At 70.7% G+C, this 26,691-nt stretch carries 28 protein-coding genes; 23 read left to right on the top strand and 5 right to left on the bottom strand.

From position 1 onward, the window contains the following. The first annotated feature begins 10 nt into the window (after window positions 1-10). Both ACFQ2D_RS10070 and ACFQ2D_RS10065 read left to right on the top strand, forming a co-directional pair. Window positions 11-613, top strand: coding sequence for an RNA polymerase sigma factor (locus tag ACFQ2D_RS10070; RefSeq protein WP_280941476.1), 603 nt, complete (start codon window positions 11-13; stop codon window positions 611-613). Continuing rightward, window positions 610-1,047 carry a hypothetical protein gene (locus tag ACFQ2D_RS10065; protein WP_280941477.1) on the top strand — a complete coding sequence of 146 codons (438 nt, stop codon included), beginning with the start codon at window positions 610-612 and terminating at the stop codon, window positions 1,045-1,047. The genes ACFQ2D_RS10070 and ACFQ2D_RS10065 overlap by 4 nt, the downstream gene beginning before the upstream one ends. A gap of 16 nt (window positions 1,048-1,063) precedes the next feature. Here ACFQ2D_RS10065 and ACFQ2D_RS10060 read toward each other — a convergent pair whose 3' ends face one another. After that, on the bottom strand, window positions 1,064-1,321 hold the full coding sequence (locus ACFQ2D_RS10060) for a hypothetical protein (protein ID WP_280941478.1): 258 nt from the start codon (window positions 1,319-1,321) through the stop codon (window positions 1,064-1,066). Between the two features lie 141 nt (window positions 1,322-1,462). Here ACFQ2D_RS10060 and ACFQ2D_RS10055 point away from each other — a divergent pair, with 141 nt between their 5' ends. From ACFQ2D_RS10055 to ACFQ2D_RS10045, 3 genes are read left to right on the top strand one after another with little or no spacing between them, the layout of a single operon-like run. Continuing rightward, window positions 1,463-2,485, top strand: a complete 1,023-nt coding sequence (locus tag ACFQ2D_RS10055; RefSeq protein WP_386795641.1) for a class I SAM-dependent methyltransferase — start codon at window positions 1,463-1,465, stop codon at window positions 2,483-2,485. Further along, on the top strand, window positions 2,482-3,192 hold the full coding sequence (locus ACFQ2D_RS10050; RefSeq protein ID WP_280941480.1) for a pseudouridine synthase: 711 nt from the start codon (window positions 2,482-2,484) through the stop codon (window positions 3,190-3,192). The genes ACFQ2D_RS10055 and ACFQ2D_RS10050 overlap by 4 nt, the downstream gene beginning before the upstream one ends. Then, window positions 3,189-3,881: an HAD family hydrolase gene (locus ACFQ2D_RS10045; RefSeq protein WP_280941481.1), complete on the top strand. Its 693-nt coding sequence runs from the start codon at window positions 3,189-3,191 to the stop codon at window positions 3,879-3,881. Before ACFQ2D_RS10050 ends, ACFQ2D_RS10045 begins: the two co-directional genes overlap by 4 nt. Here ACFQ2D_RS10045 and ACFQ2D_RS10040 read toward each other — a convergent pair. Continuing rightward, the gene (locus tag ACFQ2D_RS10040; RefSeq protein WP_280941482.1) at window positions 3,878-4,456 is read right to left on the bottom strand and encodes a DUF1415 domain-containing protein; all 579 of its coding nucleotides are present in this window, start codon (window positions 4,454-4,456) and stop codon (window positions 3,878-3,880) included. The genes ACFQ2D_RS10045 and ACFQ2D_RS10040 overlap by 4 nt on opposite strands. Beyond that, entirely contained in the window at window positions 4,449-4,931 is a 483-nt protein-coding gene (locus ACFQ2D_RS10035; RefSeq protein WP_280941483.1) for a YajQ family cyclic di-GMP-binding protein, read from the bottom strand. Before ACFQ2D_RS10035 ends, ACFQ2D_RS10040 begins: the two co-directional genes overlap by 8 nt. A 151-nt stretch (window positions 4,932-5,082) precedes the next feature. Between ACFQ2D_RS10035 and ACFQ2D_RS10030 the strand changes: the two genes are divergently transcribed. From ACFQ2D_RS10030 to ACFQ2D_RS10015, 4 genes are read left to right on the top strand one after another with little or no spacing between them, the layout of a single operon-like run. Further along, window positions 5,083-6,195 (top strand): prephenate dehydrogenase, encoded by a 1,113-nt coding sequence (locus ACFQ2D_RS10030; RefSeq protein ID WP_280941484.1) that lies wholly within the window; start codon window positions 5,083-5,085, stop codon window positions 6,193-6,195. A gap of 50 nt (window positions 6,196-6,245) precedes the next feature. Continuing rightward, window positions 6,246-7,286 carry an NAD(P)-dependent alcohol dehydrogenase gene (locus ACFQ2D_RS10025; protein WP_280941485.1) on the top strand — a complete coding sequence of 347 codons (1,041 nt, stop codon included), beginning with the start codon at window positions 6,246-6,248 and terminating at the stop codon, window positions 7,284-7,286. Continuing rightward, on the top strand, window positions 7,286-8,197 hold the full coding sequence (locus ACFQ2D_RS10020; RefSeq protein ID WP_280941486.1) for a DMT family transporter: 912 nt from the start codon (window positions 7,286-7,288) through the stop codon (window positions 8,195-8,197). Before ACFQ2D_RS10025 ends, ACFQ2D_RS10020 begins: the two co-directional genes overlap by 1 nt. A 16-nt stretch (window positions 8,198-8,213) precedes the next feature. Further along, window positions 8,214-8,762 carry a DUF1453 domain-containing protein gene (locus ACFQ2D_RS10015; protein WP_280941487.1) on the top strand — a complete coding sequence of 183 codons (549 nt, stop codon included), beginning with the start codon at window positions 8,214-8,216 and terminating at the stop codon, window positions 8,760-8,762. A gap of 69 nt (window positions 8,763-8,831) precedes the next feature. Here the strand turns inward: ACFQ2D_RS10015 and ACFQ2D_RS10010 are convergent, their stop codons facing one another. Further along, window positions 8,832-9,449, bottom strand: coding sequence for an OmpW/AlkL family protein (locus tag ACFQ2D_RS10010; RefSeq protein ID WP_280941488.1), 618 nt, complete (start codon window positions 9,447-9,449; stop codon window positions 8,832-8,834). 341 nt (window positions 9,450-9,790) lie between these two features. Between ACFQ2D_RS10010 and aceF the strand changes: the two genes are divergently transcribed. The 13 genes from aceF (at window position 9,791) to ACFQ2D_RS09945 (ending at window position 24,679) form a co-directional block, all read left to right on the top strand. Beyond that, window positions 9,791-11,329, top strand: coding sequence for a dihydrolipoyllysine-residue acetyltransferase (gene aceF / locus ACFQ2D_RS10005; protein ID WP_386795640.1), 1,539 nt, complete (start codon window positions 9,791-9,793; stop codon window positions 11,327-11,329). Window positions 11,330-11,460: 131 nt separating this feature from the next. Then, window positions 11,461-13,647, top strand: a complete 2,187-nt coding sequence (gene lpdA / locus ACFQ2D_RS10000; RefSeq protein WP_280941490.1) for a dihydrolipoyl dehydrogenase — start codon at window positions 11,461-11,463, stop codon at window positions 13,645-13,647. Between the two features lie 926 nt (window positions 13,648-14,573). After that, window positions 14,574-14,894, top strand: coding sequence for a hypothetical protein (locus ACFQ2D_RS09995; RefSeq protein WP_280941491.1), 321 nt, complete (start codon window positions 14,574-14,576; stop codon window positions 14,892-14,894). A gap of 34 nt (window positions 14,895-14,928) precedes the next feature. Then, window positions 14,929-15,726: a F0F1 ATP synthase subunit A gene (atpB, locus tag ACFQ2D_RS09990; protein ID WP_280941492.1), complete on the top strand. Its 798-nt coding sequence runs from the start codon at window positions 14,929-14,931 to the stop codon at window positions 15,724-15,726. Window positions 15,727-15,787: 61 nt separating this feature from the next. Beyond that, the gene (gene atpE, locus ACFQ2D_RS09985) at window positions 15,788-16,069 is read left to right on the top strand and encodes a F0F1 ATP synthase subunit C (protein ID WP_013534007.1); all 282 of its coding nucleotides are present in this window, start codon (window positions 15,788-15,790) and stop codon (window positions 16,067-16,069) included. Window positions 16,070-16,185: 116 nt separating this feature from the next. Beyond that, window positions 16,186-16,671, top strand: a complete 486-nt coding sequence (locus ACFQ2D_RS09980; protein ID WP_280941493.1) for a F0F1 ATP synthase subunit B — start codon at window positions 16,186-16,188, stop codon at window positions 16,669-16,671. Between the two features lie 4 nt (window positions 16,672-16,675). Continuing rightward, window positions 16,676-17,203: a F0F1 ATP synthase subunit delta gene (locus ACFQ2D_RS09975; RefSeq protein ID WP_280941494.1), complete on the top strand. Its 528-nt coding sequence runs from the start codon at window positions 16,676-16,678 to the stop codon at window positions 17,201-17,203. 137 nt (window positions 17,204-17,340) lie between these two features. Continuing rightward, entirely contained in the window at window positions 17,341-18,906 is a 1,566-nt protein-coding gene (gene atpA / locus ACFQ2D_RS09970) for a F0F1 ATP synthase subunit alpha (RefSeq protein ID WP_280941495.1), read from the top strand. A 93-nt stretch (window positions 18,907-18,999) separates the two neighbouring features. After that, complete coding sequence (gene atpG, locus ACFQ2D_RS09965; RefSeq protein ID WP_280941496.1) at window positions 19,000-19,863, top strand: F0F1 ATP synthase subunit gamma; 864 nt, start codon at window positions 19,000-19,002, stop codon at window positions 19,861-19,863. Between the two features lie 37 nt (window positions 19,864-19,900). Further along, complete coding sequence (atpD, locus tag ACFQ2D_RS09960) at window positions 19,901-21,304, top strand: F0F1 ATP synthase subunit beta (protein WP_280941497.1); 1,404 nt, start codon at window positions 19,901-19,903, stop codon at window positions 21,302-21,304. Window positions 21,305-21,448: 144 nt separating this feature from the next. After that, window positions 21,449-21,871, top strand: a complete 423-nt coding sequence (locus tag ACFQ2D_RS09955; RefSeq protein ID WP_027071026.1) for a F0F1 ATP synthase subunit epsilon — start codon at window positions 21,449-21,451, stop codon at window positions 21,869-21,871. 151 nt (window positions 21,872-22,022) lie between these two features. Then, window positions 22,023-23,321 carry an alpha/beta hydrolase family protein gene (locus ACFQ2D_RS09950; protein ID WP_280941498.1) on the top strand — a complete coding sequence of 433 codons (1,299 nt, stop codon included), beginning with the start codon at window positions 22,023-22,025 and terminating at the stop codon, window positions 23,319-23,321. 215 nt (window positions 23,322-23,536) lie between these two features. Next, entirely contained in the window at window positions 23,537-24,679 is a 1,143-nt protein-coding gene (locus tag ACFQ2D_RS09945; RefSeq protein ID WP_280941499.1) for a P1 family peptidase, read from the top strand. Window positions 24,680-24,718: 39 nt separating this feature from the next. Here ACFQ2D_RS09945 and ACFQ2D_RS09940 read toward each other — a convergent pair whose 3' ends face one another. Next, window positions 24,719-25,102: a GtrA family protein gene (locus tag ACFQ2D_RS09940; protein ID WP_280941500.1), complete on the bottom strand. Its 384-nt coding sequence runs from the start codon at window positions 25,100-25,102 to the stop codon at window positions 24,719-24,721. A gap of 169 nt (window positions 25,103-25,271) precedes the next feature. Between ACFQ2D_RS09940 and glmU the strand changes: the two genes are divergently transcribed. After that, window positions 25,272-26,639 carry a bifunctional UDP-N-acetylglucosamine diphosphorylase/glucosamine-1-phosphate N-acetyltransferase GlmU gene (gene glmU, locus ACFQ2D_RS09935; RefSeq protein WP_280941501.1) on the top strand — a complete coding sequence of 456 codons (1,368 nt, stop codon included), beginning with the start codon at window positions 25,272-25,274 and terminating at the stop codon, window positions 26,637-26,639. The last annotated feature ends 52 nt before the right edge of the window (window positions 26,640-26,691 follow it).

The following is a 26,691-nucleotide window of genomic DNA, read 5'->3' as shown; positions in this document are numbered from 1 at the left end:
CCTGTGGGCGATGACGGAGCCCTCCACCCCCGACAAGGACGTGCCGGCCGCCGACCGCGCCCTGGTGTCGGCGGTGCTCGCCGGCGCCCCGGGCGCGTTCGAGCGGCTGGTGCGCGAGTACCAGGGCCTGTGCTGGCACGTGATCGACCGCATGGTCCGCCATCCGGACGATACCCGCGAGCTGTGCCAGGAGGCCTTCCTGCGCGTGCACCAGGCCCTGCACCAGTACCGCGGCGAGAGCGCGCTCAAGTCCTGGATCGCGCAGGTGGCCTACTCGGTGGCCAAGCGCCACCTGGAGAAGAAGCGGATCCCGATCGCGGAGGCCGGCGCCGGCGACGACGGGCCATCCCTGGCCGAGACCGTCGGCGACGGCTTCGACCTGGAGGCGGCCGCGGCCGACGACCAGGCCGTGGCCATGCTGCACGCCGCGATCGGGAAGCTGCCGCCGCTGCAGCGCACCCTGCTCACGCTGTATCACCTCGAGGACATGCCGATCGGCGAGATTTCACGGGTCACCGGACTCGCCGAAGGTACGATCAAGAGCCATCTGTTCCGCAGCCGCAAGCTGTTGCGCGGGCTGCTGGAGCCGAGCCTGGGAGTATTTGCCGCATGAACACGCGCCCGTCCCATCCGACCGCCCCCGGTCCCGTCGCCGACCGCGACTGGCAGGCCCAGGAGCAGGCGCTGGCTTCCCCCAGCCACCGTGCCGACGCGCTGCTGGCCCGGGCCCTGCGCAGCCAGCCGCTGCCCGAGCCGCCGCCCGGCTTCGCCGCAGCGGTCGCGGCGCTGGCGGCGTCCACGCCGGCGCCGCGGCCCGCCGACGCCGGCCTGGAACGCAGCCTGCTCAACGCGCTGCTCGCGATCCTCGCGCTCTCGACGCTGGCCACGCTGGGATATTTCGGCGGGCAGTGGTGGGCGCTCGCCAGCCAGGCGCTGGGCAGCGGCGCGGCGCAGTGGGCGCTGCTGGGCGCGGGCTGCCTGTTGCTGTCGTGGCTGCCCGAGGCCGCGCGGCGCCTGCGCGGGCCGGATCGGGCCGCGATCGCCTGACCCGCCGCGGAGGCCGTTATTCCACGAGGTCGAGCCGGACGCCGAAGCGGCGCGCGTAATCGCGCTCGTCGCTGACCCGCATCACCTCGTCGCGATCCAGGCCGGGGGCGCCGTACACCGCGCAACCGACGCCGTCGTCGCCGCGCCCCACCGCCTGCAGGCGGTAGCGCGACTGGCCGCTGCCCGTTTCCGGCGGGTAGTGGATCGGCGGCTCGGACACGTCCAGGTCCAGCTCGCCATTGTCGATCACGCCGCCGACGAACAGTGCGCGCATGGCGCCTCCTTCCAGTCATGTGCCAACCCGCAGCCTGCGGGGCGGGATGTTCTTGCGCGGTCAAGGATGCGTATGGCGGCCGTTTCCAGGGCTGCGGGCGCGGCCCGCTAGAATCGTGCGCCCTGCCGCGCCGCGATGCCGATGTCCGATCCCGCCCTCGACGCCCTGATGCTGCCGTTCGCCAGTGGCCAGCTGGCCTGGCCGGAGGCGGGGGCACTGTTCCTGCGTGCCCGCGGCGGCACGGCCCTGCATGCGCACGCCCCGCGCAGCCTGGCCTGCGAGCAGAGCTTCCGGCCCGAGTACGATGCGCTCGGGCGCGCCGGTTTCGACGTGCGCGCCGGCGGCGAGGACCGGTTCCCGCTGGTGCTGGTGCTGCCGCCGCGCCAGCGCGACGAGGCGCGGGCGCTGCTGGCCCAGGCGCTCGCGCGGAGCCTGCCGGGCGGGTGCATCGTCGCGGCGATGCCCAACGACGCCGGCGCGCGCACCGGCCAGGCCGACTTCGAGGCGCTGCTGGGACCCGCCAACGTGCAGAGCAAGCACAAGTGCCGCGTGTTCCGGGCGCAGGTGGACGGCGCCGACGCGGCCCTGGCCGCCGCCTGGTCGGCACTCGACGCGCCGCGGCCGATCCTGGGCGGCCGCCATGTCAGCCGGCCCGGCGTGTTCGCCTGGGACCGGGTCGACGCGGCTTCTGCGCTGCTGGCGCGACACCTGCCGGTGACGCTGGCCGGGCACGGCGCCGATCTCGGCGCGGGCTGGGGCTATCTGTCCGACCAGGTGCTGGCGCGCTGCCCGCGCGTCACCTCCCTGGACGTGGTCGAGGCCGAGCTGCGCGCGCTCGACTGCGCCCGCGCCAACCTCGCCGCGCATGCGCCGCGCGTGGCGCTGGATTTCCTCTGGCACGACGTCGCCGCCGGCCTGCCGCGGCGCTACGACTTCATCGTCAGCAATCCGCCATTCCATGCGCTGCGCGGCGAGCCGCGCCCGGACATCGGCCGCGCCTTCATCGCCGCGGCCGCCGACGCCCTGCGCGACGGCGGCGAGCTGTGGCTGGTCGCCAACCGCCAGTTGCCCTACGAGCAGGCGCTGGCGGGGCGCTTCCCGCAGGTCCGCGAGGTGGCGGGCGAGGGGGGCTTCAAGGTGATCCATGCGGTGAAGGGTCGATGAAGCTGCTGCGCTACCTCGCCAACCTCGGCTATGGCAGCCGCCGCGAGGTGCAGTGGATGTTCCGCGAGGGACGGATCACCGATGCCGCGGGCGAGGTGCTCTATGCCGACGACCCGGCCCGGCACGACGACGTGCGCGTCGATGGCGAGCCGCTCGATCCGGCGCCGGGCCTGGTGCTGATGCTGCACAAGCCGGTCGGCCATACCTGTTCGACCAGGGATGCCGGCCGCCTCGTCTACGACCTGCTTCCACCGCGCTTCCGCCGCCGCGATCCGGTGCTGTCCACGGTGGGCCGGCTCGACCGCGACACCAGCGGCCTGCTGTTGCTCACCGACGACGGCCAGCTGCTGCACCGGATCATTTCGCCGAAGTCCAACCTGTCCAAGACCTACGAGGCCACGCTCGACCGTCCGCTGCGCGGCGACGAGGCGGCGCTGTTCGCCAGCGGCAGCCTGATGCTGGAGGCGGAGACGACGCCGCTGAAGCCGGCGCGGCTCGAGGCCATCGACGGCACCCATGCCCGGCTGTCGATCACCGAGGGCCGCTACCACCAGGTGCGGCGCATGTTCGCCGCCGTCGGCAACCACGTGCAGGCGCTGCACCGTTCGCGCATCGGCGGGCTCGAACTCGGCGGGCTGGAGCCGGGGCAGTGGCGTCCGCTCGACGCCGGCGACCTCGCCCGGCTGTTCGCGGAGGCGGGGTCATGAACGCGGCGCCGCTGCCGTTCCTGCCCGACGCGGTGATCTTCGACATGGACGGGCTGATGCTCGACAGCGAACGGGCCATCACCGACTGCATGGAGCGCGCCGCGGCCGAGGCCGGCCATGCGCTGCCGCGATCGTTGTGGCTGTCCCTGGTCGGCACCGGCGAGCAGGCCTGCCGCGAGATCCTGGCGGCGCGCCTGGGGGAGCCCGGCGCGATGGCCATGCTCGACCGGACCGACGTGCTCTACGAGGCGATGGTCGAGGCCGGGATCCCGCACCGCCCCGGCATCGTCGGCCTGCTGGAATGGCTGCAGGCGCGCGGCATTCCCCGCGCGGTCGCGACCTCGACCCGGCGCCCGCTGGCGCTGCGCAAGCTGCGCCGCGCCGGCCTGCTCGAGCGCTTCGACGCGGTCTGCACCAGCAGCGACGTGGAGCAGCCCAAGCCCGCTCCCGACGTCTACCTGCTCGCCGCCAAGCGGCTGGGCGTGGCGCCCGCGCGCTGCCTGGTGCTGGAGGATTCGCCGGCCGGGGTGCGCGCCGCGCTGGCGGCGGGGATGCTGCCGGTACAGGTGCCGGACCTGGTCGAGCCGGACGCGGCGCTGCGGAAGCTCGGGCACCGGATCGTGCCCTCGCTGGCGCAGGCGCAGGCGCTGCTCGAGGCCGCCGCCGGCGCCTGCCGCCTCGCCCCCTAGTCCGGACGCGGCCTGCCGTCGTCGCCGTCGAGCAGGGCGCGCCAGCCGGCGTGGCCGAGCGCGCGCACGGTGGCGATGTTGCGCTCGATGATCGCGTCGGGCTCGGGATAGGCCTCGACCGCGCGATCCACGCTGGCCTCGCGCAGCAGGTGCAGGATCGGGTAGGGCGCGCGGTTGGTGAGGTTCTCGACATCGTCCGGTCCGCTGTCGGCGAACTGGTAGTCGGGATGGAAGCTGGCCACCTGCAGCACGCCGTCCAGTTCCAGCGTCTCGACCAGCGCGTCGGCCTCGTCGAGGAAGTCGTTGTAGGCGAGGAAATCGCCCAGCACCTGCGGATGCACCAGCAATGTGGTGTCGATGGCGTCGGGCGGGGTGTCGCGCAGCAGCGCCAGTTCCTCGCCCAGCTGCTCGAGCAGGGCGCGTTCGGTGCTGGCGTCGCTGACCACGATCCGCACCTGCTGCTTGCCGTACACCGCCTTGGCGAACGGGCACAGGTTGAGCCCGATCACCGCGCGCTCGAGCCAGCGCCTTACCGCCAGCTCGACCGCGGCCGGGTCGGGGGCGGCGTCAGTCACGGAAGTTGTCGAACTGCAGGGGCAGGCCGAAGTCCTCGCCGCGCAGCAGCGCGATCGCGGCCTGCAGGTCGTCGCGCTTCTTGCCGTTCACGCGCAGCTTGTCGCCGTTGATCTGGCTGTCGACCTTGAGTTTGGCGTCCTTGAGCTTGTTCTGGATCTTCTTGGCCAGGTCGCGCTCGATCCCCTGCTTGACCGTCACCTTCTGCCGCGCGCCGGCGACGTTGGTGTCGATGTCGCCGAACTCGAGGCAGCGCACGTCGATCTTCCGCGCGATCAGGCGCGCGCGCAGGATGTCGGTCATCTGCTGGAGCTGGAACTCGCTGGGCGCGGACTGGGTGATCACCGCGTCCTCGCGCACGAACTTCGCGTCCACGCCCTTGAAGTCGAAGCGGGTGGACAGTTCGCGGTTGGCCTGGTCGACGGCGTTGATCAGTTCGTGGGTGTCGACTTCCGAGACGATGTCGAAGGAGGGCATGGCGGGATCCGGTTGTGCGTGGGGAACGCCGGGCGCTTGCGCTGCATGCGGCCGGCGGGCGACAGGGTACCGCACGGTTGCGCAAGCAACGGATGCGCGCACCGCGGCCAGCCCGTACCGTGTGGCCTCCCCCGTGCCGCCCGCTCCGTCCGTGACCGCAGCCCCCACCATCGCCATCGTCGGCAGCGCCGGCACCTACGGCCGTTGGCTGCGCGGTTTCTTCGAGCGGCGCATGGGCCTGCGCGTGCTCGGCCACGACCCGGGCGATCCGGCCAGCGACACGCCCGAGGCGCTGCTGGAGCAGGCCGACGTGCTGCTGTTCGCCACCCCGATCCGGCAGACGCCGCAGGTGGTCGGGGACTACGTGCGCCGCTCCGGCGGGCGCGAGGCCGGGCGCCTGTGGCTGGACATCACCTCGATCAAGCAGGCGCCGACCGAGGCGATGCTGCGCTCGCGCGCCGAGGTGGCCGGCCTGCATCCGATGACCGCCCCGCCCAAGGCGCCGACACTCAAGGGCCGGGTGGTGGTGGTGTGCGAGTCCCGGCTGGACCGCTGGCGTCCTTGGCTGCAGGCCCTGCTCGACGCGCTCGAGGGCGAGTACGTGTACGCCGACGCCGAGCGCCACGACCGGATGATGGCGCTGGTGCAGGCGATGGTGCACGCCTCGCACCTGGCCCAGGCCGGCGTGCTGGGCGAGTACGCCGGAGGACTGGGCGGCCTCGACGCGATCATGCCGTTCCGCTCGGCCTCGTTCGAACTCGACGCGGCCATCGCCGCGCGCATCCTCTCGCTCAATCCGGCGATCTACGAGGAGATCCAGTTCGGCAATCCGCACGTTGCCGGGATGCTCGACCGCCTGCTGGCGCAACTCTCGGAACTGCGCGGACTGGTGCGCCAGGGCGACGATGCCGCGCGCGCCCGCTTCCGCGAACGCTTCCTGCACAGCCGCGAGGCGTTCGGCGCGCAGGCGCTGGAAGAGGGCAGCTACGCCTACGAGCGGGTCGGCTACCTGCTCGCCGACCTGGTCACGCGCCGCTACGCCAGCGTCCACCTGCCCGAGGACCGGGCCGGCTCGCTGCGCGCGCTGCTGCACGTGTTCGAACGCCATGGGGTCAGCCTGGAGTCGATCCATTCCTCGCGCACGCCGGCTGGCGAAGTGCACTTCCGCATCGGCTTCGTCCGCGGCACCGAGCCGGCGGCGCTGTCCACGGCCTTGACCGAAATTGCCGGAACCGGCCTGGGGCACGTGCTGGAAGCCGGCTGAGCGCGCGGATGCGGCATCATGCGCATCCACCTTCCCGCCAGGCCCTCCGCATGATCCCCGCCTACGCAGCCCAGGCCGCCGGCGCGCCGCTGGCGCCCTTCATGCTCGAGCGCCGCCGTCCCGGTCCCCGCGACGTGCAGATCGAGATCCTGTACTGCGGCGTCTGCCATACCGACATCCACCAGGCGCGCGACGAGTGGGGCGGCTCGATCTTCCCGATGGTGCCGGGGCACGAGATCGTCGGCCGGGTCTCGGCGGTGGGCACGCAGGTCGACCGCCACAAGGTCGGGGACGCGGTCGGGGTGGGCTGCTTCGTCGATTCCTGCCGCGCCTGCGCGCCGTGCCGCAGCGGCATGGAGCAGTACTGCGACGAGGGCATGACCCCGACCTACAACGGCCGCGAGCGCGGCACCGGCATGCCGACGCAGGGCGGCTATTCCACCCGGATCGTGGTCGACCAGGACTACGTGCTGCCGATTCCCGCCGGCATCCCGCTCGACCGCGCAGCGCCGCTGCTGTGCGCCGGCGTGACCACCTGGTCGCCGCTGCGCCATTTCGGCGTGGTCGCCGGCCACCGGGTGGCGGTGATGGGCCTGGGCGGGCTGGGCCACATGGCGGTGAAGCTGGCCGTGGCGATGGGCGCCGAGGTCACCGTGCTCTCCAGCAACGCGTCCAAGCGCGAGGATGCGCTGGCGCTGGGCGCGCAGGATTTCGCCACCACCGGCGACGGCCGCGCGTTCAAGAGCCATGCCCGCCAGTTCGACCTGATCATCGATACGGTCTCGGCGCCGCACGACTACAACGCCTGCCTGGGCCTGTTGCGCGTGGACGGCACCCTGGTGCTGCTCGGCATTCCCGAGCCGTCGCCGGTGTCGGCCTTCCCGCTGGTGTCCAAGCGCCGCCGCATCGCCGGCTCGATGATCGGCGGCATCGCCGAGACCCGGCACATGCTCGATTTCTGCGCCGTGCACGGCATCGCCGCCGACATCGAACTGATTTCCGTCGACCGGATCAACGACGCCTACGAGCGCATGCTGCGCGGCGACGTGCGCTACCGCTTCGTGATCGACATCGCCAGCCTGGCGCGCTGATGTCCCGCCCGCTGGAACTTCGGCCGGGCGTGGCCGCGGCGTGGATGCTCAGCGCCGGCGCACTGTTCGCGGTCATGGACGCGGGCATGAAGTGGCTGGCCGCCGACTACTCGCCGTTCCAGGTCGCGACCCTGCGCAGCCTGGCCGCGCTGCCGCTGGTCGCGGCCTGGGTGCTCGCGCGCGGGCGCGCCCACACCCTGCTGCGGGTGCACTGGCCCCTGCACGTGCTGCGCGGCCTGCTGAGCGTGGGGATGATGGTGGGTTTCGTCTACGGCCTGGCCCGGATGCCGCTGTCGACCGCCTACGTGATCGTGTTCGTCGCGCCGCTGATGATCACCGCCCTGGCGGTGCCGCTGCTGGGCGAGAAGGTCGGACCGCGCCGCTGGACCGCGATCGCGCTCGGCCTGGTTGGCGTGCTGGTGGTGCTGCGGCCCACCGGCGACGGCGTGGCCACAACCGCCGGCCTGGTCCTGGTGCTGGCGGCGCTGTGCTACTCGATCGCGGCGATCACCGTGCGCAAGCTGGCGATGCGCGACAGCCCGGAGGCGATGGTGTTCTGGTTCCTGGCCCTGCTGGCGGTGTTCGCCGGCAGCGTGGCCGCCTTCGACTGGCGCCCGGTGCAGGCCGCGCACCTGTGGGTGATCGGCCTGGTCGGGCTGAGCGGTGCGATCGGGCAGGTGGCGCTGACCCAGGCATTCCGGGTCGGCGAGGCCAGCCAGATCGCGCCGCTGGAATACGCGGCGCTGTTGTGGGTCGTGCTGATCGACCTGGTGGTGTGGCAGGCCTTGCCCGACGGCAAGACCTGGCTGGGCGCGGCCATCATCGTCGCCAGTGGCCTGTACCTGATCCGTCGCGAGCGCGTGGTCGGCGCGTCGCACGCGGCCGGGTCCGCGCAGACGCCCCCGCCCTGAGCCGGCGCCGACCGCCATGCCGCTGCTGCTGTTGCCGGTCCTGCTGCTGTCGCTGCTCGCGCTGATGCTCCTGCTGTGGCCGATCGGGCTGTGGCAGCGCTATCGCGCCGGGCGCTCGCGCCGCCGCGCGCGCCCGGGCTGGGTGACGTTCAATGCGCTGGGCCTGGCGCTGTCGTCGGTCCTGTTCCTGGTGGGCGCGGCGCTGACCGCGCTGTGGATCGACGGGGCCGGCTGGAATGCCGCGGGCGGTCTGCTGGCCGGCCTCGTGCTGGGAGCGGCCGGCCTGCGGCTGGCACGTCTGGAGGCGGGCCAGGGGCAACTGCACTACACCGCGAACGCATGGCTGGTGACGGGTTTGACCGTCCTGGTCGCCATGCGCGTGGCGCTGGCCGCCTGGCAGCTCTGGCATCGCGCGCGGTCGGGCGCGCCGGCGCCCTTGCCTTGGGACTGGCTGGCGCAGCCTGCCAGCCTGTGGGCGATCGGCGGCCTGCTGCTTGGTTACCACCTGGCCTTCGCCTGGGGCCTGCGCCGCACGCTGCGGCGGCTGGGCATGCTGCGCCGCTGATTCCGGTGTCCGGATACGGCAACGGGCCCCGCAGGACCCGTTGCCTCGTAGGCGCGACAGCGGCGGGGATCAGAACCGGGCGCCGATACCGAAGCCCAGCGTCCACGGATCGAAGCCGACGTCGCGCTCGACCGTCTCGCCGGCGACCTTCAGGTCGGCGTCGCCATCCAGGTAGCGCGCGTCGACGCGCGCGAACCAGGTCGGGTTGATGTTGATGTCGAGGCCCACGGTGCCGATCGCGCCCTTGGGCGTGGTCATGCTGACGTGCTCGCCGGTGCCGATCGACTCGTCGCTGATGTTGGTCTGGTGGTAGCCCAGGCCCAGGAACGGGCGGAAGGTGTTGTCGGCGGCGCCGAAGTGGTACTGGCCGCTCAGCGCGATCGGCTGCGCGTCCACGGTGCCGAGGTTGCCGGCCTGGTTGCGCACGCGATGGTTGAACTTGTCGGCCGCGCCCCAGAGCTCGATGCCGATGTTGTCGTTGGCGTGCCAGGTGGCGCTCAGGGTCGGCGCGACGTCGCCGCGCACTTCGGCGCCCAGCGGGTCGGAATCGGGCTCCAGGATGGTCGCGCTGCCGACGACGGAGAAACGCTTGCCGGAAGCGGTATCGCCATCCTGGGCGAACGCGGCCGGGGCGGCCAGGAGGGCGGCGATGGCGGCGGAAATGCCGTAAAGACGCATGGACTGCATGGGGGACTCCTCAGTGGTTGTTGTAGATCGCCCTTGAGGTGGGCGGCGCCTAACCTAGGGATGCGCGGATGAACCTTCGCCGTGGCGAGGGTGAATCCACGCCGGCTCGTGCGGCCTGCATTCAGTGCGGTGAGTGCAGGCGATGCGAAGGTCGAACGTCGCGGTTGGCGCACGGATCGCGCAACCATGCGGCGCGGCGGCTATCGGGATTGCGCCGGGACGACGGCCCGTCGCGCGGTGGATGTGAAAGAAACCCGCGAGGCTGGGAAGCGCGTCGCATGCGGTTGCAGTCGCAACCATGCGCATTGCGGCGCGCTGGCAGGTCGGCACGGCGTCGGCCCGTGCGGATCCGACCCTGCGACCGCGCCCGCAAACCCCTTGGTCCAAGGCATCCGCGTGGCCGCGACGGACTGCATGCGGTGGCGCATTGCCGCGGTGGCTGGCGAGCCGGGGGGCATGCGGCCACAATAGGAATCCCCTTGCCGCTGGAGGGCCGCATGGCCGACCTCAAAGAATCACGCGTCCCCGATATCGGCGGTTACGACGATGTCCCCGTCATCGAGGTGCTCGTGGCGATTGGCGACACGGTGGCCCAGGACCAGGGCCTGGTCACGCTGGAGTCGGACAAGGCCACGATGGAAGTCCCCTCCCAGCATGCCGGCGTGGTGAAGGAACTCAAGGTCAAGGTCGGCGACACGCTGTCGGAAGGTGGCGTGGTGGCGGTGATCGAGGTGGCGGAATCCGGCGGCGAAGCGGCCCGGCCCGCCGCGGCCGCCGCCACCCCGGCCGCGGTGCCGCCTGCGCCCGCCAAGGGCAGGGAACCCGATCCGGTCGTCGAACCGGTGGCCACCTCCGGCCAGGCCGACAAGCTGGCCCAGGCCTCGATCGATGCGCAGGCCAAGGCGTCGCCGCAGGGCCAGCCGCCGCTGCGTTTCGAGGCCGACGCGCTGATCCCGGGCAAGGTGCCCTATGCCAGCCCCGCGGTGCGCCTGTTCGCGCGCGAGCTGGGCGTGGACCTGGGCCAGGTGGCCGGCAGCGGGAACGGCGGCCGCATCACCAGGGAAGACGTGCAGAAGTACGTCAAGGGCGTGCTGTCCGGCGCGGGCGCGGCGCCAGCGGCCGCAGCTGGCGGCGGCGCGGGCCTCAACCTGCTGCCCTGGCCGAAGGTGGACTTCTCCAAGTTCGGCGAGATCGAGGAAAAGCCGCTGTCGCGCATCAAGAAGATCTCCGGTGCGAACCTGGCGCGCAACTGGGCGATGATCCCGCACGTCACCCAGCACGACGACGCCGACATCACCGACCTCGAGGCGCTGCGCGTGGCGCTGAACAAGGAGAACGAGAAGGCGGGCATCAAGCTCACCATGCTCGCCTTCCTGATCAAGGCCAGCGCCAATGCGCTGAAGAAGTTCCCCGATTTCAACGCCTCGCTCGACGCTTCGGGCGAGACGCTGACGCTCAAGAAGTACTTCCACATCGGCTTCGCCGCCGACACGCCGAATGGCCTGGTGGTGCCGGTGGTCCGCGACGTCGACAGGAAGGGTGTGATCGAGATCGCGCAGGAAACCGGCGCGCTGGCGAAGAAGGCGCGTGACGGCAAGCTCGGCCCGGCCGACATGTCCGGCGGCTGCTTCTCGATCAGCTCGCTCGGGGGCATCGGCGGCACCGCGTTCACGCCGATCGTCAATGCGCCGGAAGTGGCGATCCTCGGCGTGTCGAAGTCGTCGATCAAGCCGGTCTGGGACGGCAAGGCCTTCCAGCCGCGGCTGGTGCTGCCGCTGTCGCTGAGCTACGACCACCGCGTGATCGACGGCGCGGCCGCCGCGCGCTTCACCGCCTATCTCGCCCAGCTGCTCGCGGACATGCGCCGCGTGCTGCTCTGACCGGCGAGCCGGTTGCGCGGCATGTCGCGCAATCCCGGAGAGCGCCCGGCCATGGATGGCCGGGCCGGACGTTCCGAGGTCGTTGCGATGACGCCAGGAGCGGCAACAACCCAATTCAAGCGAGGCCGTGAATGGCGAACACGATCGAAGTGAAGGTGCCCGACATCGGCGGCTACGACGATGTCCCGGTGATCGAGGTGCTGGTGGCGGTGGGCGACACCGTCGCCAAGGACCAGGGCCTGGTCACCCTGGAGTCGGACAAGGCGACGATGGAAGTGCCGTCCTCGCACGCCGGCGTGGTGAAGGAGATCAAGGTCAAGGTCGGCGACACGCTGTCGGAAGGCGGCGTGGTGCTGTTGCTCGAGGCCGAGGGCGCGGCTGCGCCTCCCCCGCCTGCGGGGCAGGGCGACGCGCGCAGCGCGGCGGGCGGGGGCAAGCGTGATGCTGCGTCCTCGCCCCCAGCCCAACCCTCCCCCGCGAGCGGGGCAGGGCGCGAGAACGCGAGCGGGGGCGGGAGCGGTGCTGCCGGTGGCGAGGGCGACGGCGTGGTCGAAGCCAAGGTGCCCGACATCGGCGGCTACAGCGACGTGCCGGTGATCGAGGTGCTGGTGGCCGTGGGCGATACCGTCGCCAGGGACCAGGGCCTGGTCACCCTGGAATCGGACAAGGCGACGATGGAAGTACCGTCCTCGCACGCCGGCGTGGTGCGCGAGCTGAAGGTCAAGGTAGGCGACACGCTCTCCGAAGGCGCCGTGGTGGCGCTGATCGAGGCCGAAGGCGATACGCCGCCCTATGCGCGTCCCGCGGAGAAGGTGGCGCCGGGCAGCAAGCCGCCGGTGGCGCCCTCGCACCGGGCGCCCGCCGGCCCGGCACCGGAAGCGGCCGCCGCGTCCGGCCGCAAGGCCGACGTGGAATGCGCGGTGGTGGTACTGGGCGCGGGGCCGGGTGGCTACACGGCGGCCTTCCGCGCCGCCGACCTCGATCTGGACACCGTGCTGATCGAGCGCTACGCCTCGCTCGGCGGCGTCTGCCTCAACGTGGGCTGCATCCCGTCCAAGGCGCTGCTGCACGCGGCCGACGTGATCGAGCAGGCCGCGCACGCCAGCGACTACGGCGTGGATTTCGGCAAGCCGAAGATCAACCTCGACACCCTGCGCGGCTACAAGGACAAGGTCGTCGGCCAGCTCACCAAGGGGCTGGCAGGCATGGCCAAGCAGCGCAAGGTGCGCGTGCTGCAGGGCGTTGGCAAGTTCGTATCGGCCAACGAACTGGAAATCACAGGCGACGACGGCAAGACCCAGCTGCTGCGCTTCGAGCACTGCATCATCGCCGCGGGCAGCCAGGCGCTGAAGCTGCCGGGCTTCCCCTGGGACGATCCGCGCATCATGGATTCCACCGATGCGCTGAACCTGGCCGACGTGCCGAAAAAGCTGCTGGTCGTCGGTGGCGGCATCATCGGCCTGGAAATGGCCACCGTGTACCGCAGCCTCGGCAGCGAGGTGACCGTGGTGGAGCTGGCCGACCAGCTGATGCCGGGCGCCGACAAGGACCTGGTCAAGCCGCTGGCCGACCGCCTGAAGAAGCAGGGCGTGTCCACCCATCTCAAGACGAAGGTAGTGGAAGCCAGGGCCGGCAAGAAGGGCATCGAGGTCAGCTTCGACGGCGACAACATCCCCGAGGGCAAGCTTTACGACCGCGTGCTGGTGGCCGTGGGCCGCGCGCCCAACGGCAGGAAGATCGACGCGGAGAAGGCCGGCGTGCGCGTGACCGATCGCGGCTTCATCGAGGTCGACGCGCAGATGCGCACCAACGTGCCGCACATCTTCGCCATCGGCGACATCGTCGGCCAGCCGATGCTGGCCCACAAGGCGACGCACGAAGGCAAGCTGGCGGCGGAAGTCGCGGCCGGCCACAAGAAGGAGTGGGTGGCGCGGGTGATCCCGTCGGTGGCCTATACCGATCCGGAAATCGCCTGGGTGGGCGTGACCGAGACCGAGGCAAAGGCCAAGGGACTCAAGGTCGGCGTGGGCAAGTTCCCGTGGGCGGCCTCGGGCCGCGCGATCGGACTGTCGCGCACGGAAGGCTTCACCAAGCTCATCTTCGATGAGGCGACCCACCGCATCATCGGCGCGGGCATCGTCGGCGTGCACGCGGGCGAGCTGATCGCCGAGGCGGCGCTGGCGATCGAGATGGGCTGCGAGGTTGCCGACATCGGCCACACCATCCATCCGCATCCCACGCTCAGCGAGTCGGTGGCGATGGCGGCCGAGGTGTTCGACGGCACCATCACCGACCTGTACCTGCCAAAGAGGAAGTAGCGCCAGGCGTGCGCCGGCGACGCGCCTCGGCGCGTTCCGGCGCGAAGGCCGGCGGGCGTTGTCCCGGGCGCGCCGGCGGGTTTCCGTAGCCGCCGCCCTCTTTCGGGAAGCGGGACCCGGTCGCGGGCGGCGGGTCGTCGCAGCGGAATCGCGGAGGAGGCATCCGCCTGCAGGCGGATGCCGGAAGACATTCGCGGAGAAGGCACGCCGGTTGCGGACGATCCCCCAGGTAGCGGTGGTCCCGTGCGTGCCTCGAGCGCGCGCGCCGGCCCAGGCAAGTTGCCCCGGGCCGGAGGCCGCGCCCTGGCAGCCGGGGCCCGCGCTCCGCTCGGTCGGGCCGCTGCGCGGGCCGGCCCGACCCAACCGAGTCGGGCGTTCGCGTGGATGCGCGGCATGCCGCGCAAGCGGTCCACGCTCACCCTGCTCCCACTCGCGCGCAGAACATCCATGTTCTGCTTCCCGCGAGCCCCGACTGCCAGCGCGCGGCTCTCGCGACCGGCACCCCCGCGCTGCGGTGGCCTCCGATCGGAGCCCATGCCGACGCAGGACCATTGCCGTAAGGGTCGGACTCGAGCCCTGCCGTCCAGGTCGATGCCCGGGCGTGTCAAAAGAAAGCCCCGGCACGGGCCGGGGCTTGGTGGCCCGGGGGATCGACGAGGGTGATCGCGGGCCTGCATGGGTGGACCCCGGGCCGCCCGGGGAAGTTCCCGGGGGCGACGTCGGCCTCATCGGTCCCGCTGCCCTCGCGACCGATTCCGACCGGCGCTTCAGGTTGTGCGCTGCAACACATTGCCGTTCAAAAGCCGCCCTTGCTATAATTTTGCGGCTTTGCCGGGCCGTTTCCTTTTCGGCCGACCCTCCGACGACCAGAGGCACGGGCTTTGCGCGATCCCATCTCCGCTCACCGGCGCGCCATCGCGCGGGCAGTGGCGCCACAGGCGATCGCGACGGGGCTCGCCGCGGTCGCCGCCCTCGTGCAGGGCGTGGAGTGGTCGCTGGGGGTGCTGGCCGGCGGAGTCGCGGTCATCGCCGGGGGCTGGCTGTCCACGCGCCTGGCGCTGGGCGGCGGTGTCGGTCCCGGCACCACGGCGCTGCTGCGGCTGATGGCCGCGATGCTGGCGAAGTGGGTGGTGGTGGTCGCCGTGTTGCTGGCGGCAGTGGCATGGGCCGGCTGGCCTGCATTGGCGGTGCTGGCCGGAACCCTGGTCGCACTGGTGGCGCAGATCGTGGCGCTGGCGTGGCGTTGATCCAGAAGCAGTCATCTACAGGACGAGTCGAGACATGGCGGGCGAGTCGGAACTGACCCCAACCAGCTACATCCAGCACCACCTGCACAACCTGACGGCGCAGGTGGGCGAGGGCGGCTTCTTCACGATCAACGTGGACACGCTGGCCACCTCGGTGACGATGGGCCTGTTCATGGTCTTCATCTTCTGGCTGGCCACGCGCAAGGCGACCGCCGGCGTGCCGGGCAAGTGGCAGGCCTTCGTCGAGATCATGCTCGAGTTCGTCGACCGCCAGGCGCGCGACACCTACCACGGCACGAGCAAGCTGGTCACGCCGATCGCGATCACGCTGTTCTTCTGGATCCTGCTGATGAACATGCTCAAGTTCATCCCGGCCGATTTCATCGCCAAGCCGCTCGAGCTGCTGGGCGTGCCCTACTGGAAGCCGGTGCCGACCGCGGACGTCAACGCGACCCTCGGCATGTCGTTCAGCGTGTTCTTCCTGATGCTGTTCTTCGCCCTGCGCTCCAAGGGCCTGGGCGGTTTCTCCAAGGAATTCCTGACCGCGCCGTTCGGCAAGTGGATGATGCCGTTCAACCTCATCCTCAACATCGTCGAGTGGCTGAGCAAGCCGATCTCGCTGGCGATGCGACTGTTCGGCAACATGTTCGGCGGCGAGATCGTGTTCCTGCTGATCTGGGTGCTCGGCGGCGCCAGCATCCTCGGCCTTGTCGGCGGCGCGCTGTTTGGCCTGGGCTGGATGATCTTCCACCTGCTGGTGATTCCGCTGCAGGCGTTCATCTTCATGATGCTGTCGATCGTGTACCTGAGCCTGTCGGAAGACGCGCACTGAGCCCCGTTTTCGTACCCCGCAATCCTTCACCCTTACCAAGCTCGTTGTTTCGGAGAAAACCATGGAAACCGCACTGACCGCCCTCGCTTCCGTCCAGGCTTCGACCGTTCTGGCCATCGGCATCATGATCGGCCTGGCCGCGCTGGGCGCCGGTCTGGGCCTGGCCATCATGGCCGGCAAGTTCCTCGAGTCGGCCGCCCGCCAGCCCGAGCTGATCCCGGTGCTGCAGGTCCGCATGTTCATCACCGCCGGCCTGATCGACGCCGCGTTCATCATCTCGGTCGCCGTCGGCCTGCTGTTCGCCTTCGCCAGCCCGTTCCTGGTCGGCGGCCTGGCCCCGTAACTGTCGGTTCCCGGAACCGACGGCGCCCCCGGGCGGACCTCGCGGTCCGCTTGGCGGCATGTGGGTAGCCCCGGCCATCCGGCCGGCGGCGCCCTGAGTACAGGCAGAGCGCACCAATGAACCTCAATCTGACCCTAATCGCCCAGGCCCTGGCGTTCGCCGCCCTGATCTGGCTGATCGCCAGCAAGATCTGGCCGCCGCTGCTGGCGGCGATCGAAGAGCGCCAGAAGAAGATCGCCGAAGGCCTCGCGGCCGCCGACCACGCCCAGAAGAACCTGGCGCAGGCCGAGGAAAAGGTCGCCGAGGAGCTCAAGGCGGCCCGCGCCAAGGCCAACGAGATCATCGAGCACGCCCACCAGCGCGCCAACCAGATCGTCGACGCCGCCAAGGCCGAGGCGCTGCTGGAAGCCGCGCGCCTGAAGGCCGCCACCCAGGCCGAGATCGAAGCCGCCACCACCCGTGCGCGCGAGGACCTGCGTCGCCAGGTGTCCACGCTGGCCGTGGCCGGCGCCGAGAAGCTGCTGCGCCGCGAGATCGACGCCAACGCCCACAAGGCGCTGCTCGACGAGCTGGCCGGCCAGCTGGCGGCAGAGGCGGGCTGATCCGATGAGCCAGGCCCTCACGCTCGCCCGTCCCTATGCCCGCGCCGCCTTCCTGATGGCGCGGGACGCCGGTGCGCTCGCGGCCTGGTCGCAGGCGCTGGCGTTCTCGGCGCGCATCGCGGCCGATCCGCAGGCGTCGGCCGTCCTCGGCCACCCTGCGCTGACCCGCGAGCAGGCGGTGTCGCTGCTGGCGCCGCAGGCGGAACTGGCCGGCTTCAACGACTACCTGTCGCTGCTGGCCGACAACCGCCGCATCGGCCTGCTGCCGGAGATCGCCGGCCTGTTCGAGGAGCTGCGCGCCGAGGCCGAACGCGTCGTGCGCGCCAAGGTCACCTCGGCGCTGGCGCTGCCGGACGGCGAACTCGAGAGCATCCGCGCGGCGCTGCGCAAGCGCTTCGGCCGCGAGGTCGAGGTCGAGACGGCGATCGACGAGTCGCTGATCGGCGGCGCGGTCATCGATGCGGGCGACGTGGTCATCGACGGCTCGCTGCGCGGCCGGCTCTCGCGCCTGCAGTCGGCGCTGGCGGGCTGAAGCCGTGATTCGCGACTCGTCAGGCGGCGTCCGGAAGGGCTGATCCAGCCCCCGACCACCGGCCACGATCGCCAGTCACGAACCAATACAGAAATCCGAGTGCCGCCCATCGCGGCATGCGACCAGGAAACGAAGCAATGGCAACCACCACGCTCAACCCGTCCGAAATCAGCGAGCTCATCAAGAGCCGCATCGAGAACGTCAAGCTGTCCGCGGAAGCGCGCAACGAAGGCACGGTGACCTCGGTCTCCGACGGCATCGTGCGCATCTACGGCCTGGCCGACGCGATGCAGGGCGAGATGATCGAACTGCCCGCCGCCGAGGGTGGCACGCCCACCTACGCGCTGGCGCTGAACCTGGAGCGCGACTCGGTCGGCGCGGTGGTGCTGGGCGACTACGAGCACCTGCGCGAAGGCGACGTGGCCAAGACCACCGGCGAGATCCTGTCGGTGCCGATCGGCCCGGAGATGCTCGGCCGCGTGGTCAACGCGCTGGGCGAGCCGATCGACGGCAAGGGCCCGATCGACGCCAAGCTGCGCGCGCCGGTCGAGCGCGTCGCGCCGGGCGTGGTGTGGCGCAAGTCGGTCGACCAGCCGGTGCAGACCGGCTACAAGTCGGTCGACGCGATGATCCCGATCGGCCGCGGCCAGCGCGAGCTGATCATCGGCGACCGCCAGACCGGCAAGACCGCGATGGCGATCGACGCGGTGATCAACCAGAAGGGCGCCGGCATCAAGTGCGTGTACGTCGCGATCGGCCAGAAGGCCTCGACCGTGGCCAACATCGTGCGCAAGCTGGAAGAGAACGGCGCGCTGGCGCACACCGTCGTCGTCGCCGCGACCGCCTCCGAGTCGGCCGCGATGCAGTACATCGCCGCCTACTCGGGCTGCACCATGGGCGAGTACTTCATGGATCGCGGCCAGGACGCGCTGATCGTCTACGACGACCTGTCCAAGCAGGCCGTCGCGTACCGCCAGATCTCGCTGCTGCTCAAGCGCCCGCCGGGCCGCGAAGCCTACCCGGGCGACGTGTTCTACCTGCACAGCCGCCTGCTCGAGCGCGCCGCGCGCGTGTCGGCCGAATACGTCGAGAAGTTCACCAACGGTGAAGTGAAGGGCCAGACCGGCTCGCTGACCGCGCTGCCGATCATCGAGACCCAGGCCGGCGACGTGTCCGCGTTCGTGCCGACCAACGTGATCTCGATCACCGACGGCCAGATCTTCCTGGAAACCGACCTGTTCAACGCCGGCATCCGCCCGGCCGTGAACGCCGGCATCTCGGTGTCGCGCGTCGGTGGCGCCGCCCAGACCAAGATCATCAAGAAGCTGTCCGGCGGCATCCGTATCGCCCTGGCGCAGTACCGCGAGCTGGCGGCGTTCGCCCAGTTCGCCTCGGACCTGGACGATGCGACCCGCAAGCAGCTCGAGCGCGGCCAGCGCGTGACCGAACTGATGAAGCAGAAGCAGTACCAGCCGATGTCGATCGCCTACCAGGCGCTGTCGATCTACGCCGTCGACAAGGGCCACATGGACGATGTGCCGGTCAACAAGATCCTGGCGTTCGAAGAGGCGCTGCACGCGCACTTCGCCAACACCCAGGGCGCGCTGATCGAGCGCATCAACGGCAGCGGCGACTGGAACGACGAGATCGAGGCGGCCTACAAGGCCGGCATCGAAGAGTTCAAGAAGACCGGCAGCTGGTAATCGCCGGCGCGCAGGACGGGCTCCGGCCCGTCCGGATGTAGCAGGCGACGATTCGCAACGGCGGGCCCTGGCCCGCCCCACGGGAAGAACGAGATGGCAGGCGGCAGGGAAATCAAGACCAAGATCAAGAGCGTGCAGAACACCCGCAAGGTGACGCGCGCGCTGGAGATGGTCTCGGCCTCGAAGATCCGCAAGGCGCAGGACCGGATGAAGGCCTCGCGCCCGTACGCGCGCGCGATGAAGCAGATCATCGGCCACCTGGCGCAGGCGAACACCGAGTTCCAGCACCCCTACCTGGTCGAGCGCAAGGACATCCGGCGCGTCGGCTACGTGATCGTCTCGTCCGACCGCGGCCTGGCCGGCGGCCTCAACAACAACCTGTTCCGCAAGCTGCTGGTCGAGATCCGGCAGTGGCAGGACAAGGGCGTCGAGGTCGACGTGGTCACCATCGGCCAGAAGGCGGCGGTGTTCTTCCGCCGGCTCAAGGTCAACATGCTGGCCAGCGTGGCGCACCTGGGCGACCAGCCCGAGGTCGAGCAGCTGGTCGGCGTGGTGCAGGTGATGCTCGAGGCCTACGACGCGGGCAAGGTCGACAAGGTGTTCCTGGTCTACAACGACTTCGTCAACACCATGGTCCAGCGCGCGGCGTTCGACCAGCTGCTGCCGCTGCCGGCGGCGGAGGCCATGGTCGCCAAGCACGACTGGGACTACATCTACGAGCCCGACGCCGAGCGCGTGCTGGCGCACGTGCTGACGCGCTACATCGAGTCGCTCGTCTACCAGGCGGTGATGGAGAACGTGGCGTCCGAGCACGCGGCGCGCATGGTGGCGATGAAGTCGGCCAGCGACAACGCCACCAAGCTGATCGACACGCTCAACCTGGTCTACAACAAGGCCCGCCAGGCGGCGATCACCCAGGAAATCTCCGAAATCGTCGGCGGCGCGGCGGCGGTCTGACCGCGCCACCACAGAATTCACTTAGAGGAATGCAGCAATGAGTCAGGGCAAGATCGTTCAGATCATCGGCGCGGTCGTCGACGTGGAGTTCCCGCGCAGCGAAGTGCCGAAGGTGTACGACGCGCTGAAGGTGCAGAACACCGCGATCACGCTCGAGGTGCAGCAGCAGCTCGGCGACGGTGTCGTGCGCACGATCGCGCTCGGCTCCACCGACGGCCTCAAGCGCAACCTGGTCGCCGAGAACACCGGCCGCGCGATCTCGGTGCCGGTCGGCACCGGCACGCTGGGCCGCATCATGGACGTGCTGGGCTCCCCGATCGACGAGGCCGGCCCGGTGAAGGCCGACACCACGTGGGAAATCCACCGCGCCGCCCCGTCCTACGAGGACCAGTCCTCGACCACCGAGCTGCTGGAGACCGGCATCAAGGTCATCGACCTGATGTGCCCGTTCGCCAAGGGCGGCAAGGTGGGCCTGTTCGGCGGCGCCGGCGTCGGCAAGACCGTCAACATGATGGAACTGATCAACAACATCGCGACCGAGCACTCGGGCCTGTCGGTGTTCGCCGGCGTGGGCGAGCGCACCCGCGAGGGCAACGACTTCTACCACGAGATGCAGGAGTCGGGCGTCGTCAACATCGCCGAGCCGGAGAAGTCCAAGGTGGCGATGGTGTACGGCCAGATGAACGAGCCGCCGGGCAACCGCCTGCGCGTCGCGCTGACCGGCCTGACCATGGCCGAGTACTTCCGCGACGAAGGCCGCGACGTGCTGCTGTTCGTGGACAACATCTACCGCTACACCCTGGCCGGTACCGAAGTGTCGGCGCTGCTGGGCCGCATGCCGTCGGCGGTGGGCTACCAGCCGACCCTGGCCGAAGAGATGGGCGTGCTGCAGGAGCGCATCACCTCGACCAAGACCGGTTCGATCACCTCGATCCAGGCCGTGTACGTGCCCGCGGACGACCTGACCGACCCGTCGCCGGCGACCACCTTCGCCCACCTCGACGCCACCGTGGTGCTGAGCCGCAACATCGCCTCGCTGGGTATCTACCCGGCGGTCGACCCGCTCGACTCCACATCGCGCCAGCTCGACCCGAACGTGATCGGCCACGAGCACTACGACACCGCGCGCCGCGTCCAGGCCACGCTGCAGAAGTACAAGGAGCTCAAGGACATCATCGCGATCCTGGGCATGGACGAGCTGAGCGAGGACGACAAGCTGGCCGTGGCCCGCGCGCGCAAGATCGAGCGCTTCTTCTCGCAGCCCTTCCACGTCGCCGAAGTGTTCACCGGCTCGCCGGGCAAGTACGTGTCGCTGAAGGAGACGATCCGCGGCTTCAAGGGCATCGTCGAGGGCGAGTTCGACCACCTGCCGGAGCAGGCGTTCTACATGGTCGGCACCATCGACGAGGCGGTCGAGAAGGCGAAGAAGATTTCCGCGTAAGCGGGAATCTTCTTGGGATTCGGAATTAGGGATTCGGAGAAGCGGGCACCGGTTTGAGGTCGACGAGGGCCATGCGCGGCATATGCCGTTGCGAATCCCGAATCCCGAATCCCGAATCCCGTTTCCGAGCGTAGCGAGGAAACAATGTCTACCATCCGTTGCGACATCGTCAGCGCCGAGGCCGAGATCTTTCAGGGCGAGGCCACGCTCGTGGTCGCCACCGGCGAGATGGGCGAACTCGGCATCGCACCGCGCCACGCGCCGCTGATCACCCGGCTCAAGCCGGGCAAGGTCGTGGTGACGCAGCCCGACGGCAGCGTGCTCGACTTCGCCATCGGCGGCGGCATCCTCGAGGTGCAGCCGCAGGTGGTGACCATCCTGGCCGATACCGCGATCCGCGCCGACGAGATCGACGAGGCCAAGGTGCGCGCCGCGAAGGAAGAGGCCGAGCGCGTGCTGGCCGGCCGCGGCGAGGCGATGGACGTGGCCGAGGCGCAGCAGAAGCTGGCCGAGGTGATGGCCCAACTCTCGGCGCTCGAGCGCCTGCGCAAGAACCTGAAGCACTGACCGGCGGCGCCAGGCCGTGTCACCGCAACGCCGGCCTCGCGCCGGCGTTTCGCGTTTCCGGAGCCGGTGAGCAGCGGATTGCGTGCCGCCGCGTGCAACCGCGGGCCCCTGGCCGGTATCTCCGTTCGCAACCCCATCGCGCGCGCCTGCCATGCTCCGGATCCTGTTCGCCGTTCTCCTCGCCCTTGCCGCCTGCCGCGCGCAGGCCGATGAATGCCTGGTCGGGGCCTATCGGCTGGGCGATGCGAGCCTCGACATCGCGCCGTCCGACGGCGGCCTGCGATGGCGCCACGTGGAAGGCGCGACCGGCCTGCTCGTCGCCGATGGCGCTGGCGGCTGGACCAGCCTGGAAGGCTGGACCGGGCGGCCGGACGGCCACCGCATCGAGTTCGCCGGCTGTGCGCAGGGCGAACTGCGTTTCGACGGCGTGGCCGCCCGGCGCATCCCCCTGCGGGTCACCGAAACCGCCTTCGCCGGGCGCGACGGCGTATCGCTGGCCGGCCGCCTGCTGATGCCGGAAGGAGAAGCGGTCGTGCCGCTGGTGGTGCTGATCCACGGTGCCGAGAACCTCTCCGCCCGTCGCTGGGACTTCATGCAGCGCCAGCTGCCGGCGGAAGGCGTCGCGGCGTTCGTCTACGACAAGCGCGGCACGGGGGAGTCCGGCGGACAATACACGCAGGACTACGATGTGCTGGCCGACGATGCCGTGGCGGCCCTCGCGGAGGCGCGACGGCTGGGCGGCGCCCGCATCGGCCGCAGCGGGTTCCGTGGCGGCTCGCAGGGCGGCTGGGTGGCGCCGCTGGCGGCCACGCGCACCTCCGCCGACTTCGTGATCGCGGCCTACGGACTCGCGGTGAGCCCAGTGGAGGAGGACCGCGAAGCGGTGATCCTGCAGATGCAGCTCAAGGGCCACGGTGCGGACGTGATCGAAAGCGCGCTGGAGATCGTCGACGCCGCCGCCGAAGTGGCGCGCAGCCGTTTCACCGCCGGCATCGACGCCTTCGATGCGGTACGTGCCCGGTATCGCGACGAGCCCTGGTACGACGACGTCCACGGCAACTTCACCCACCTGCTGCTGCCGCATTACGGCGAGGCGCTGCGTCGCGAAGGGCAGGCCTACAACTTCGGCACGCCCTGGGACTACGACGCAATGGCCGTGCTGCGGGGGCTGCGCACGCCGCAGCTGTGGCAGCTGGCGGAAGCGGACATCGACGCGCCGATGGGGGAGACGTTCCGCCGCCTGCGCCGGCTGGTCCGGGAGCAGGACGCCCCGGTCGGCATCGCCGTGTTTCCCGGCGCCGAGCACGGGATGACCCTGTTCGAGACCGCCGCCGACGGCAGTCGCACCTCGTTGCGGTATCCCGCCGGCTACACGCGCATGACCGTGGACTTCGCGAAAGGCCGGCTGGCCGGCGACTACGGCGACGCCCGGCTGTACCTGCCGGACTGAGCCTGCCGGTTGCCGCAACAGGTTCCAGTAGCGGGGCTCCAGGAAGTCCGCAGCCAGCGCGACCCAATGGGGACTTTGCGTCCATGCGCGCATTGCCAGGTATCGCCCGACAGGCGATGCAGGCCGCGGTCGACGAAGCTGCATATGTCCGTTGAACGGACGCCGTGCGCACGCTTGGGAGACAATGCCCGCCTACGATGTTCCCGGGAGCGCGCATGGCATCCACGCACTGGCTTCGGACCCCGCTGCTGGCCGGGATGCTGGCAACCACCGTCTCGGCGAATGCAGCCAACGCCGACGAGCGGCCACGGGCACGCGAGGCGGGCGTGACCATCGGCGTGCTGGCGCCCGGCCCGCGCAACGCCATCGTCGACGTCGCCGGCGTGGCGGTGGGCCATGCGACGGTGATCGAGGGCGATCGCATCCGCACCGGCGTGACCGCCATCGTCCCGCACCCGGGCGATCTGTACCGCGAGCGCGTGCCCGCTGCGATCGTGGTCGGCAACGGCTACGGCAAGCTGCTCGGCATCAGCCAGGTGGACGAACTCGGCGAGCTGGAAACGCCGATCCTGCTCACCGGCACGCTGGGCGTCTGGCGCGCGGCCGATGCACTGGTGGAGTGGCAGCTCGCGCGGCCCGGAATGGAGGAGGTGCGCTCGCTGAACCCCGTGGTCGGCGAAACCAACGACGGCTACCTCAACGATATCCGCGCCCGTCCGCTGCGTCCCGAGCATGTGCGCCGTGCGCTGGACACCGCCTCCGCCGACAACCTCGAGGAGGGTGCGGTAGGCGCCGGCACCGGCACGGTCGCCTTCGGCTGGAAGGGCGGCATCGGCACCAGCTCGCGCCGGCTCGAGCAGTCGCGCGGAGGCTACACGGTCGGCGTCCTGGTACAGAGCAACTTCGGTGGCCGCCTGACGATCGGTGGCGTGGCGCTGGATGCGCTGCGCCCGGAGCGGCTGGCCGCGCACCAGGCACCGCCTGCGGACGGAGACGGCAGCATCATGATCGTCGTCGCCACCGACGCGCCCCTCGATGCGCGCCTGCTGAGGCGCCTCGCGTTACGGGCGCTGCTGGGGCTGGGCCGAACCGGCGGCTCGATGAGCAACGGCTCCGGCGACTACGTGATCGCCTTCTCCACCGCGCCGGGCCTGCGCCGCGCCGGCGATGGCACTGCACCGGCGCCGGCGGCGAAGGTCGTGCCGAACGACGCGATGACGCCACTGTTCGAAGCGGTCGCCGAGGCCACCGAAGAGGCCATCGTCAACTCGCTGTTCCGGGCCCGGGACATGGACGGCCATCGCGGCGCCGTGCAGGCGCTTCCACTGGAGCGGGTCCTGCCGCTGCTGCGGCGCTGAAAACGCACCCGCGCCGCCGCCCCAGGCGGCGCCTGCCGCTCAGCGCCGGTAGATCCAGTGCCGCGACACCAGGAAGCCGACCAGGCCCAGCGCGACCTCCACCACCGGCTTGGCCAGCCACGCCCACTTCAGGCCCAGCACGTCGTCGACGGCACCCATGGAGAAGGTGCTGATGGCCGTGGTGCACAGCCACATGAGCGCGAAACGCTGGAACTGCACCCGGCCCATCGCGGTGTCCTCGCCGGCGAAGGTGAACTTGCCGTTGAGCCAGTAGCCGAGCAGCGCGCCGCTCACCCGGCCGGTGATGTTGGCCGGCTCGATCAGCATGCCCATGTGCGACAGCCAGACCGTCACGCCCCAGTCGACCAGATACTGCAGGCCGCCGATCGCGAGGTAGTGGCCGCCCTGGCGGCGCAGGCTCATCGGCTGCGCTCCTGCGGCGGGATGGGGCTGCGTGCGGTCATGGCCGCGAAAGGGTAGCGCCATTCCGGTTAAGGGAACATCCGGGCCGCGCCACGGTCCGGGCGCGGTCCGTTTCTGCGTACTGCACGGGATCGACCTAGAATTCGGGTCCGCCATCCGTGGAAGCCGCATGAGCCATTCCCTGCACGTCGTGATCCTCGCCGCCGGCGAGGGCAAGCGCATGAAGTCCTCGCTGCCCAAGGTCCTGCAGAAGGTGGCGGGCCGGCCGATGCTCGCGCACGTGATCGCCACCGCCCGCTCGCTGGGGCCGGCCGGCATCCATGTCGTCTACGGGCACGGCGGCGACCAGGTGCGGGCCGCCTTCGCCGACCAGGACGACCTGCACTGGGCCGAACAGGCGCGCCAGCTCGGCACCGGCCACGCCGTCCAGCAGGCGATGCCCGGCGTGCCGGACGATGCGCGGGTGCTGGTGATGTATGGCGATGCGCCGCTGTTCACGGTCGGGACGCTGCAGCGACTGCTCGCGGCGGGCGGGCGGCTGGCCGTGCTCGCCACCCAGCTCGACAACCCGACCGGCTACGGCCGCATCCTGCGCGACGCCCAGGGCAACGTCGCCGGCGTGGTGGAGGAAAAGGACGCCAGCGACGAGCAGCGCGGCATCCGCCTGGTCAACACCGGCGTGATCGCGGCCGACGCCACCGCGCTCAAGGGCTGGCTGGCGCGCCTGTCCAACGACAACGCGCAGGGCGAGTACTACCTCACCGACGTGGCCGGGATGGCCGCCGCGGATTTCACCGCCGCCGAGCTGGTGGTGGTGGAGGACGCGCGCGAGACCGAGGGCGCGAACGATCCCTGGCAGCTGGCCCAGCTCGAACGCGCCTACCAGCAGCGCGCGGCGCGAGCGCTGTGCCTGCAGGGCGCGCGGCTGGCCGACCCGGCGCGCGTCGACATCCGCGGCGAGGTCGTCGTCGGCCGCGACGTGGAGATCGACGCCAACGTGGTGTTCGAGGGCCGGGTCGAACTGGGCGACGGCGTGCGCGTGGGCCCGTTCACGCGGCTGTGCGACGTGGTGCTCGCCGCGGGCACGCAAGTGCGCGCGCACTGCGACCTCGAGGGGACCCGCACCGAAGGCGCGGCCCTCATCGGCCCCTTCGCGCGCCTGCGGCCGGGCACGGTGCTGGCCGAGGGCGTGCACGTGGGCAATTTCGTCGAAACCAAGAACGCGCGCCTGGGAGAAGGCAGCAAGGCCAACCACCTCACCTACCTGGGCGACGCGGTGGTCGGCGCCAAGGTGAACATCGGCGCGGGCACCATCACCTGCAACTACGACGGCGCGAACAAGTCGACCACCACCATCGGCGATGGCGCCTTCATCGGCTCCAACGCCGCGCTGGTGGCGCCGGTCACGATCGGCGCGGGCGCGACCATCGGCGCGGGTTCGGTGATCGGCATGGACGCGGCGCCCGGCAAGCTCACCGTCGCGCGTGCGCGGCAGGTGACGATCGAAGGGTGGGAGCGGCCGCAGAAGAAGGTGTAGGAGCAACAGCGTGCGGCGGCAGGTTCTGTCGCGCGTGCGGACGCGTTTGTCC

Origin of the sequence: Luteimonas composti (assembly GCF_042678665.1) — a bacterium.
GTDB classification, from domain to species: Bacteria; Pseudomonadota; Gammaproteobacteria; order Xanthomonadales; family Xanthomonadaceae; genus Luteimonas; species Luteimonas composti.
This window is presented reverse-complemented; position numbering and strand designations above follow the sequence as displayed.

Excerpts from the sequence above, each read along its gene's own strand:
- ACFQ2D_RS10015 (WP_280941487.1), top strand. The coding sequence starts at position 8,214 with ATGCCGCTGCTGCTGTTGCCGGTCCTGCTGCTGTCGCTGCTCGCGCTG.
- atpA (WP_280941495.1), top strand. The coding sequence starts at position 17,341 with ATGGCAACCACCACGCTCAACCCGTCCGAAATCAGCGAGCTCATCAAG.
- ACFQ2D_RS10050 (WP_280941480.1), top strand. The coding sequence starts at position 2,482 with ATGAAGCTGCTGCGCTACCTCGCCAACCTCGGCTATGGCAGCCGCCGC.
- ACFQ2D_RS09950 (WP_280941498.1), top strand. The coding sequence starts at position 22,023 with ATGCTCCGGATCCTGTTCGCCGTTCTCCTCGCCCTTGCCGCCTGCCGC.
- ACFQ2D_RS10055 (WP_386795641.1), top strand. The coding sequence starts at position 1,463 with ATGTCCGATCCCGCCCTCGACGCCCTGATGCTGCCGTTCGCCAGTGGC.
- ACFQ2D_RS10065 (WP_280941477.1), top strand. The coding sequence starts at position 610 with ATGAACACGCGCCCGTCCCATCCGACCGCCCCCGGTCCCGTCGCCGAC.
- glmU (WP_280941501.1), top strand. The coding sequence starts at position 25,272 with ATGAGCCATTCCCTGCACGTCGTGATCCTCGCCGCCGGCGAGGGCAAG.
- ACFQ2D_RS10060 (WP_280941478.1), bottom strand. The coding sequence starts at position 1,321 with ATGCGCGCACTGTTCGTCGGCGGCGTGATCGACAATGGCGAGCTGGAC.
- atpG (WP_280941496.1), top strand. The coding sequence starts at position 19,000 with ATGGCAGGCGGCAGGGAAATCAAGACCAAGATCAAGAGCGTGCAGAAC.
- ACFQ2D_RS09940 (WP_280941500.1), bottom strand. The coding sequence starts at position 25,102 with ATGAGCCTGCGCCGCCAGGGCGGCCACTACCTCGCGATCGGCGGCCTG.
- atpB (WP_280941492.1), top strand. The coding sequence starts at position 14,929 with ATGGCGGGCGAGTCGGAACTGACCCCAACCAGCTACATCCAGCACCAC.
- atpD (WP_280941497.1), top strand. The coding sequence starts at position 19,901 with ATGAGTCAGGGCAAGATCGTTCAGATCATCGGCGCGGTCGTCGACGTG.
- ACFQ2D_RS10020 (WP_280941486.1), top strand. The coding sequence starts at position 7,286 with ATGTCCCGCCCGCTGGAACTTCGGCCGGGCGTGGCCGCGGCGTGGATG.
- ACFQ2D_RS09980 (WP_280941493.1), top strand. The coding sequence starts at position 16,186 with ATGAACCTCAATCTGACCCTAATCGCCCAGGCCCTGGCGTTCGCCGCC.
- ACFQ2D_RS09975 (WP_280941494.1), top strand. The coding sequence starts at position 16,676 with ATGAGCCAGGCCCTCACGCTCGCCCGTCCCTATGCCCGCGCCGCCTTC.
- ACFQ2D_RS10035 (WP_280941483.1), bottom strand. The coding sequence starts at position 4,931 with ATGCCCTCCTTCGACATCGTCTCGGAAGTCGACACCCACGAACTGATC.
- ACFQ2D_RS09945 (WP_280941499.1), top strand. The coding sequence starts at position 23,537 with ATGGCATCCACGCACTGGCTTCGGACCCCGCTGCTGGCCGGGATGCTG.
- ACFQ2D_RS10025 (WP_280941485.1), top strand. The coding sequence starts at position 6,246 with ATGATCCCCGCCTACGCAGCCCAGGCCGCCGGCGCGCCGCTGGCGCCC.
- atpE (WP_013534007.1), top strand. The coding sequence starts at position 15,788 with ATGGAAACCGCACTGACCGCCCTCGCTTCCGTCCAGGCTTCGACCGTT.
- lpdA (WP_280941490.1), top strand. The coding sequence starts at position 11,461 with ATGGCGAACACGATCGAAGTGAAGGTGCCCGACATCGGCGGCTACGAC.
- ACFQ2D_RS10070 (WP_280941476.1), top strand. The coding sequence starts at position 11 with ATGACGGAGCCCTCCACCCCCGACAAGGACGTGCCGGCCGCCGACCGC.
- ACFQ2D_RS10045 (WP_280941481.1), top strand. The coding sequence starts at position 3,189 with ATGAACGCGGCGCCGCTGCCGTTCCTGCCCGACGCGGTGATCTTCGAC.
- ACFQ2D_RS10010 (WP_280941488.1), bottom strand. The coding sequence starts at position 9,449 with ATGCAGTCCATGCGTCTTTACGGCATTTCCGCCGCCATCGCCGCCCTC.
- ACFQ2D_RS09955 (WP_027071026.1), top strand. The coding sequence starts at position 21,449 with ATGTCTACCATCCGTTGCGACATCGTCAGCGCCGAGGCCGAGATCTTT.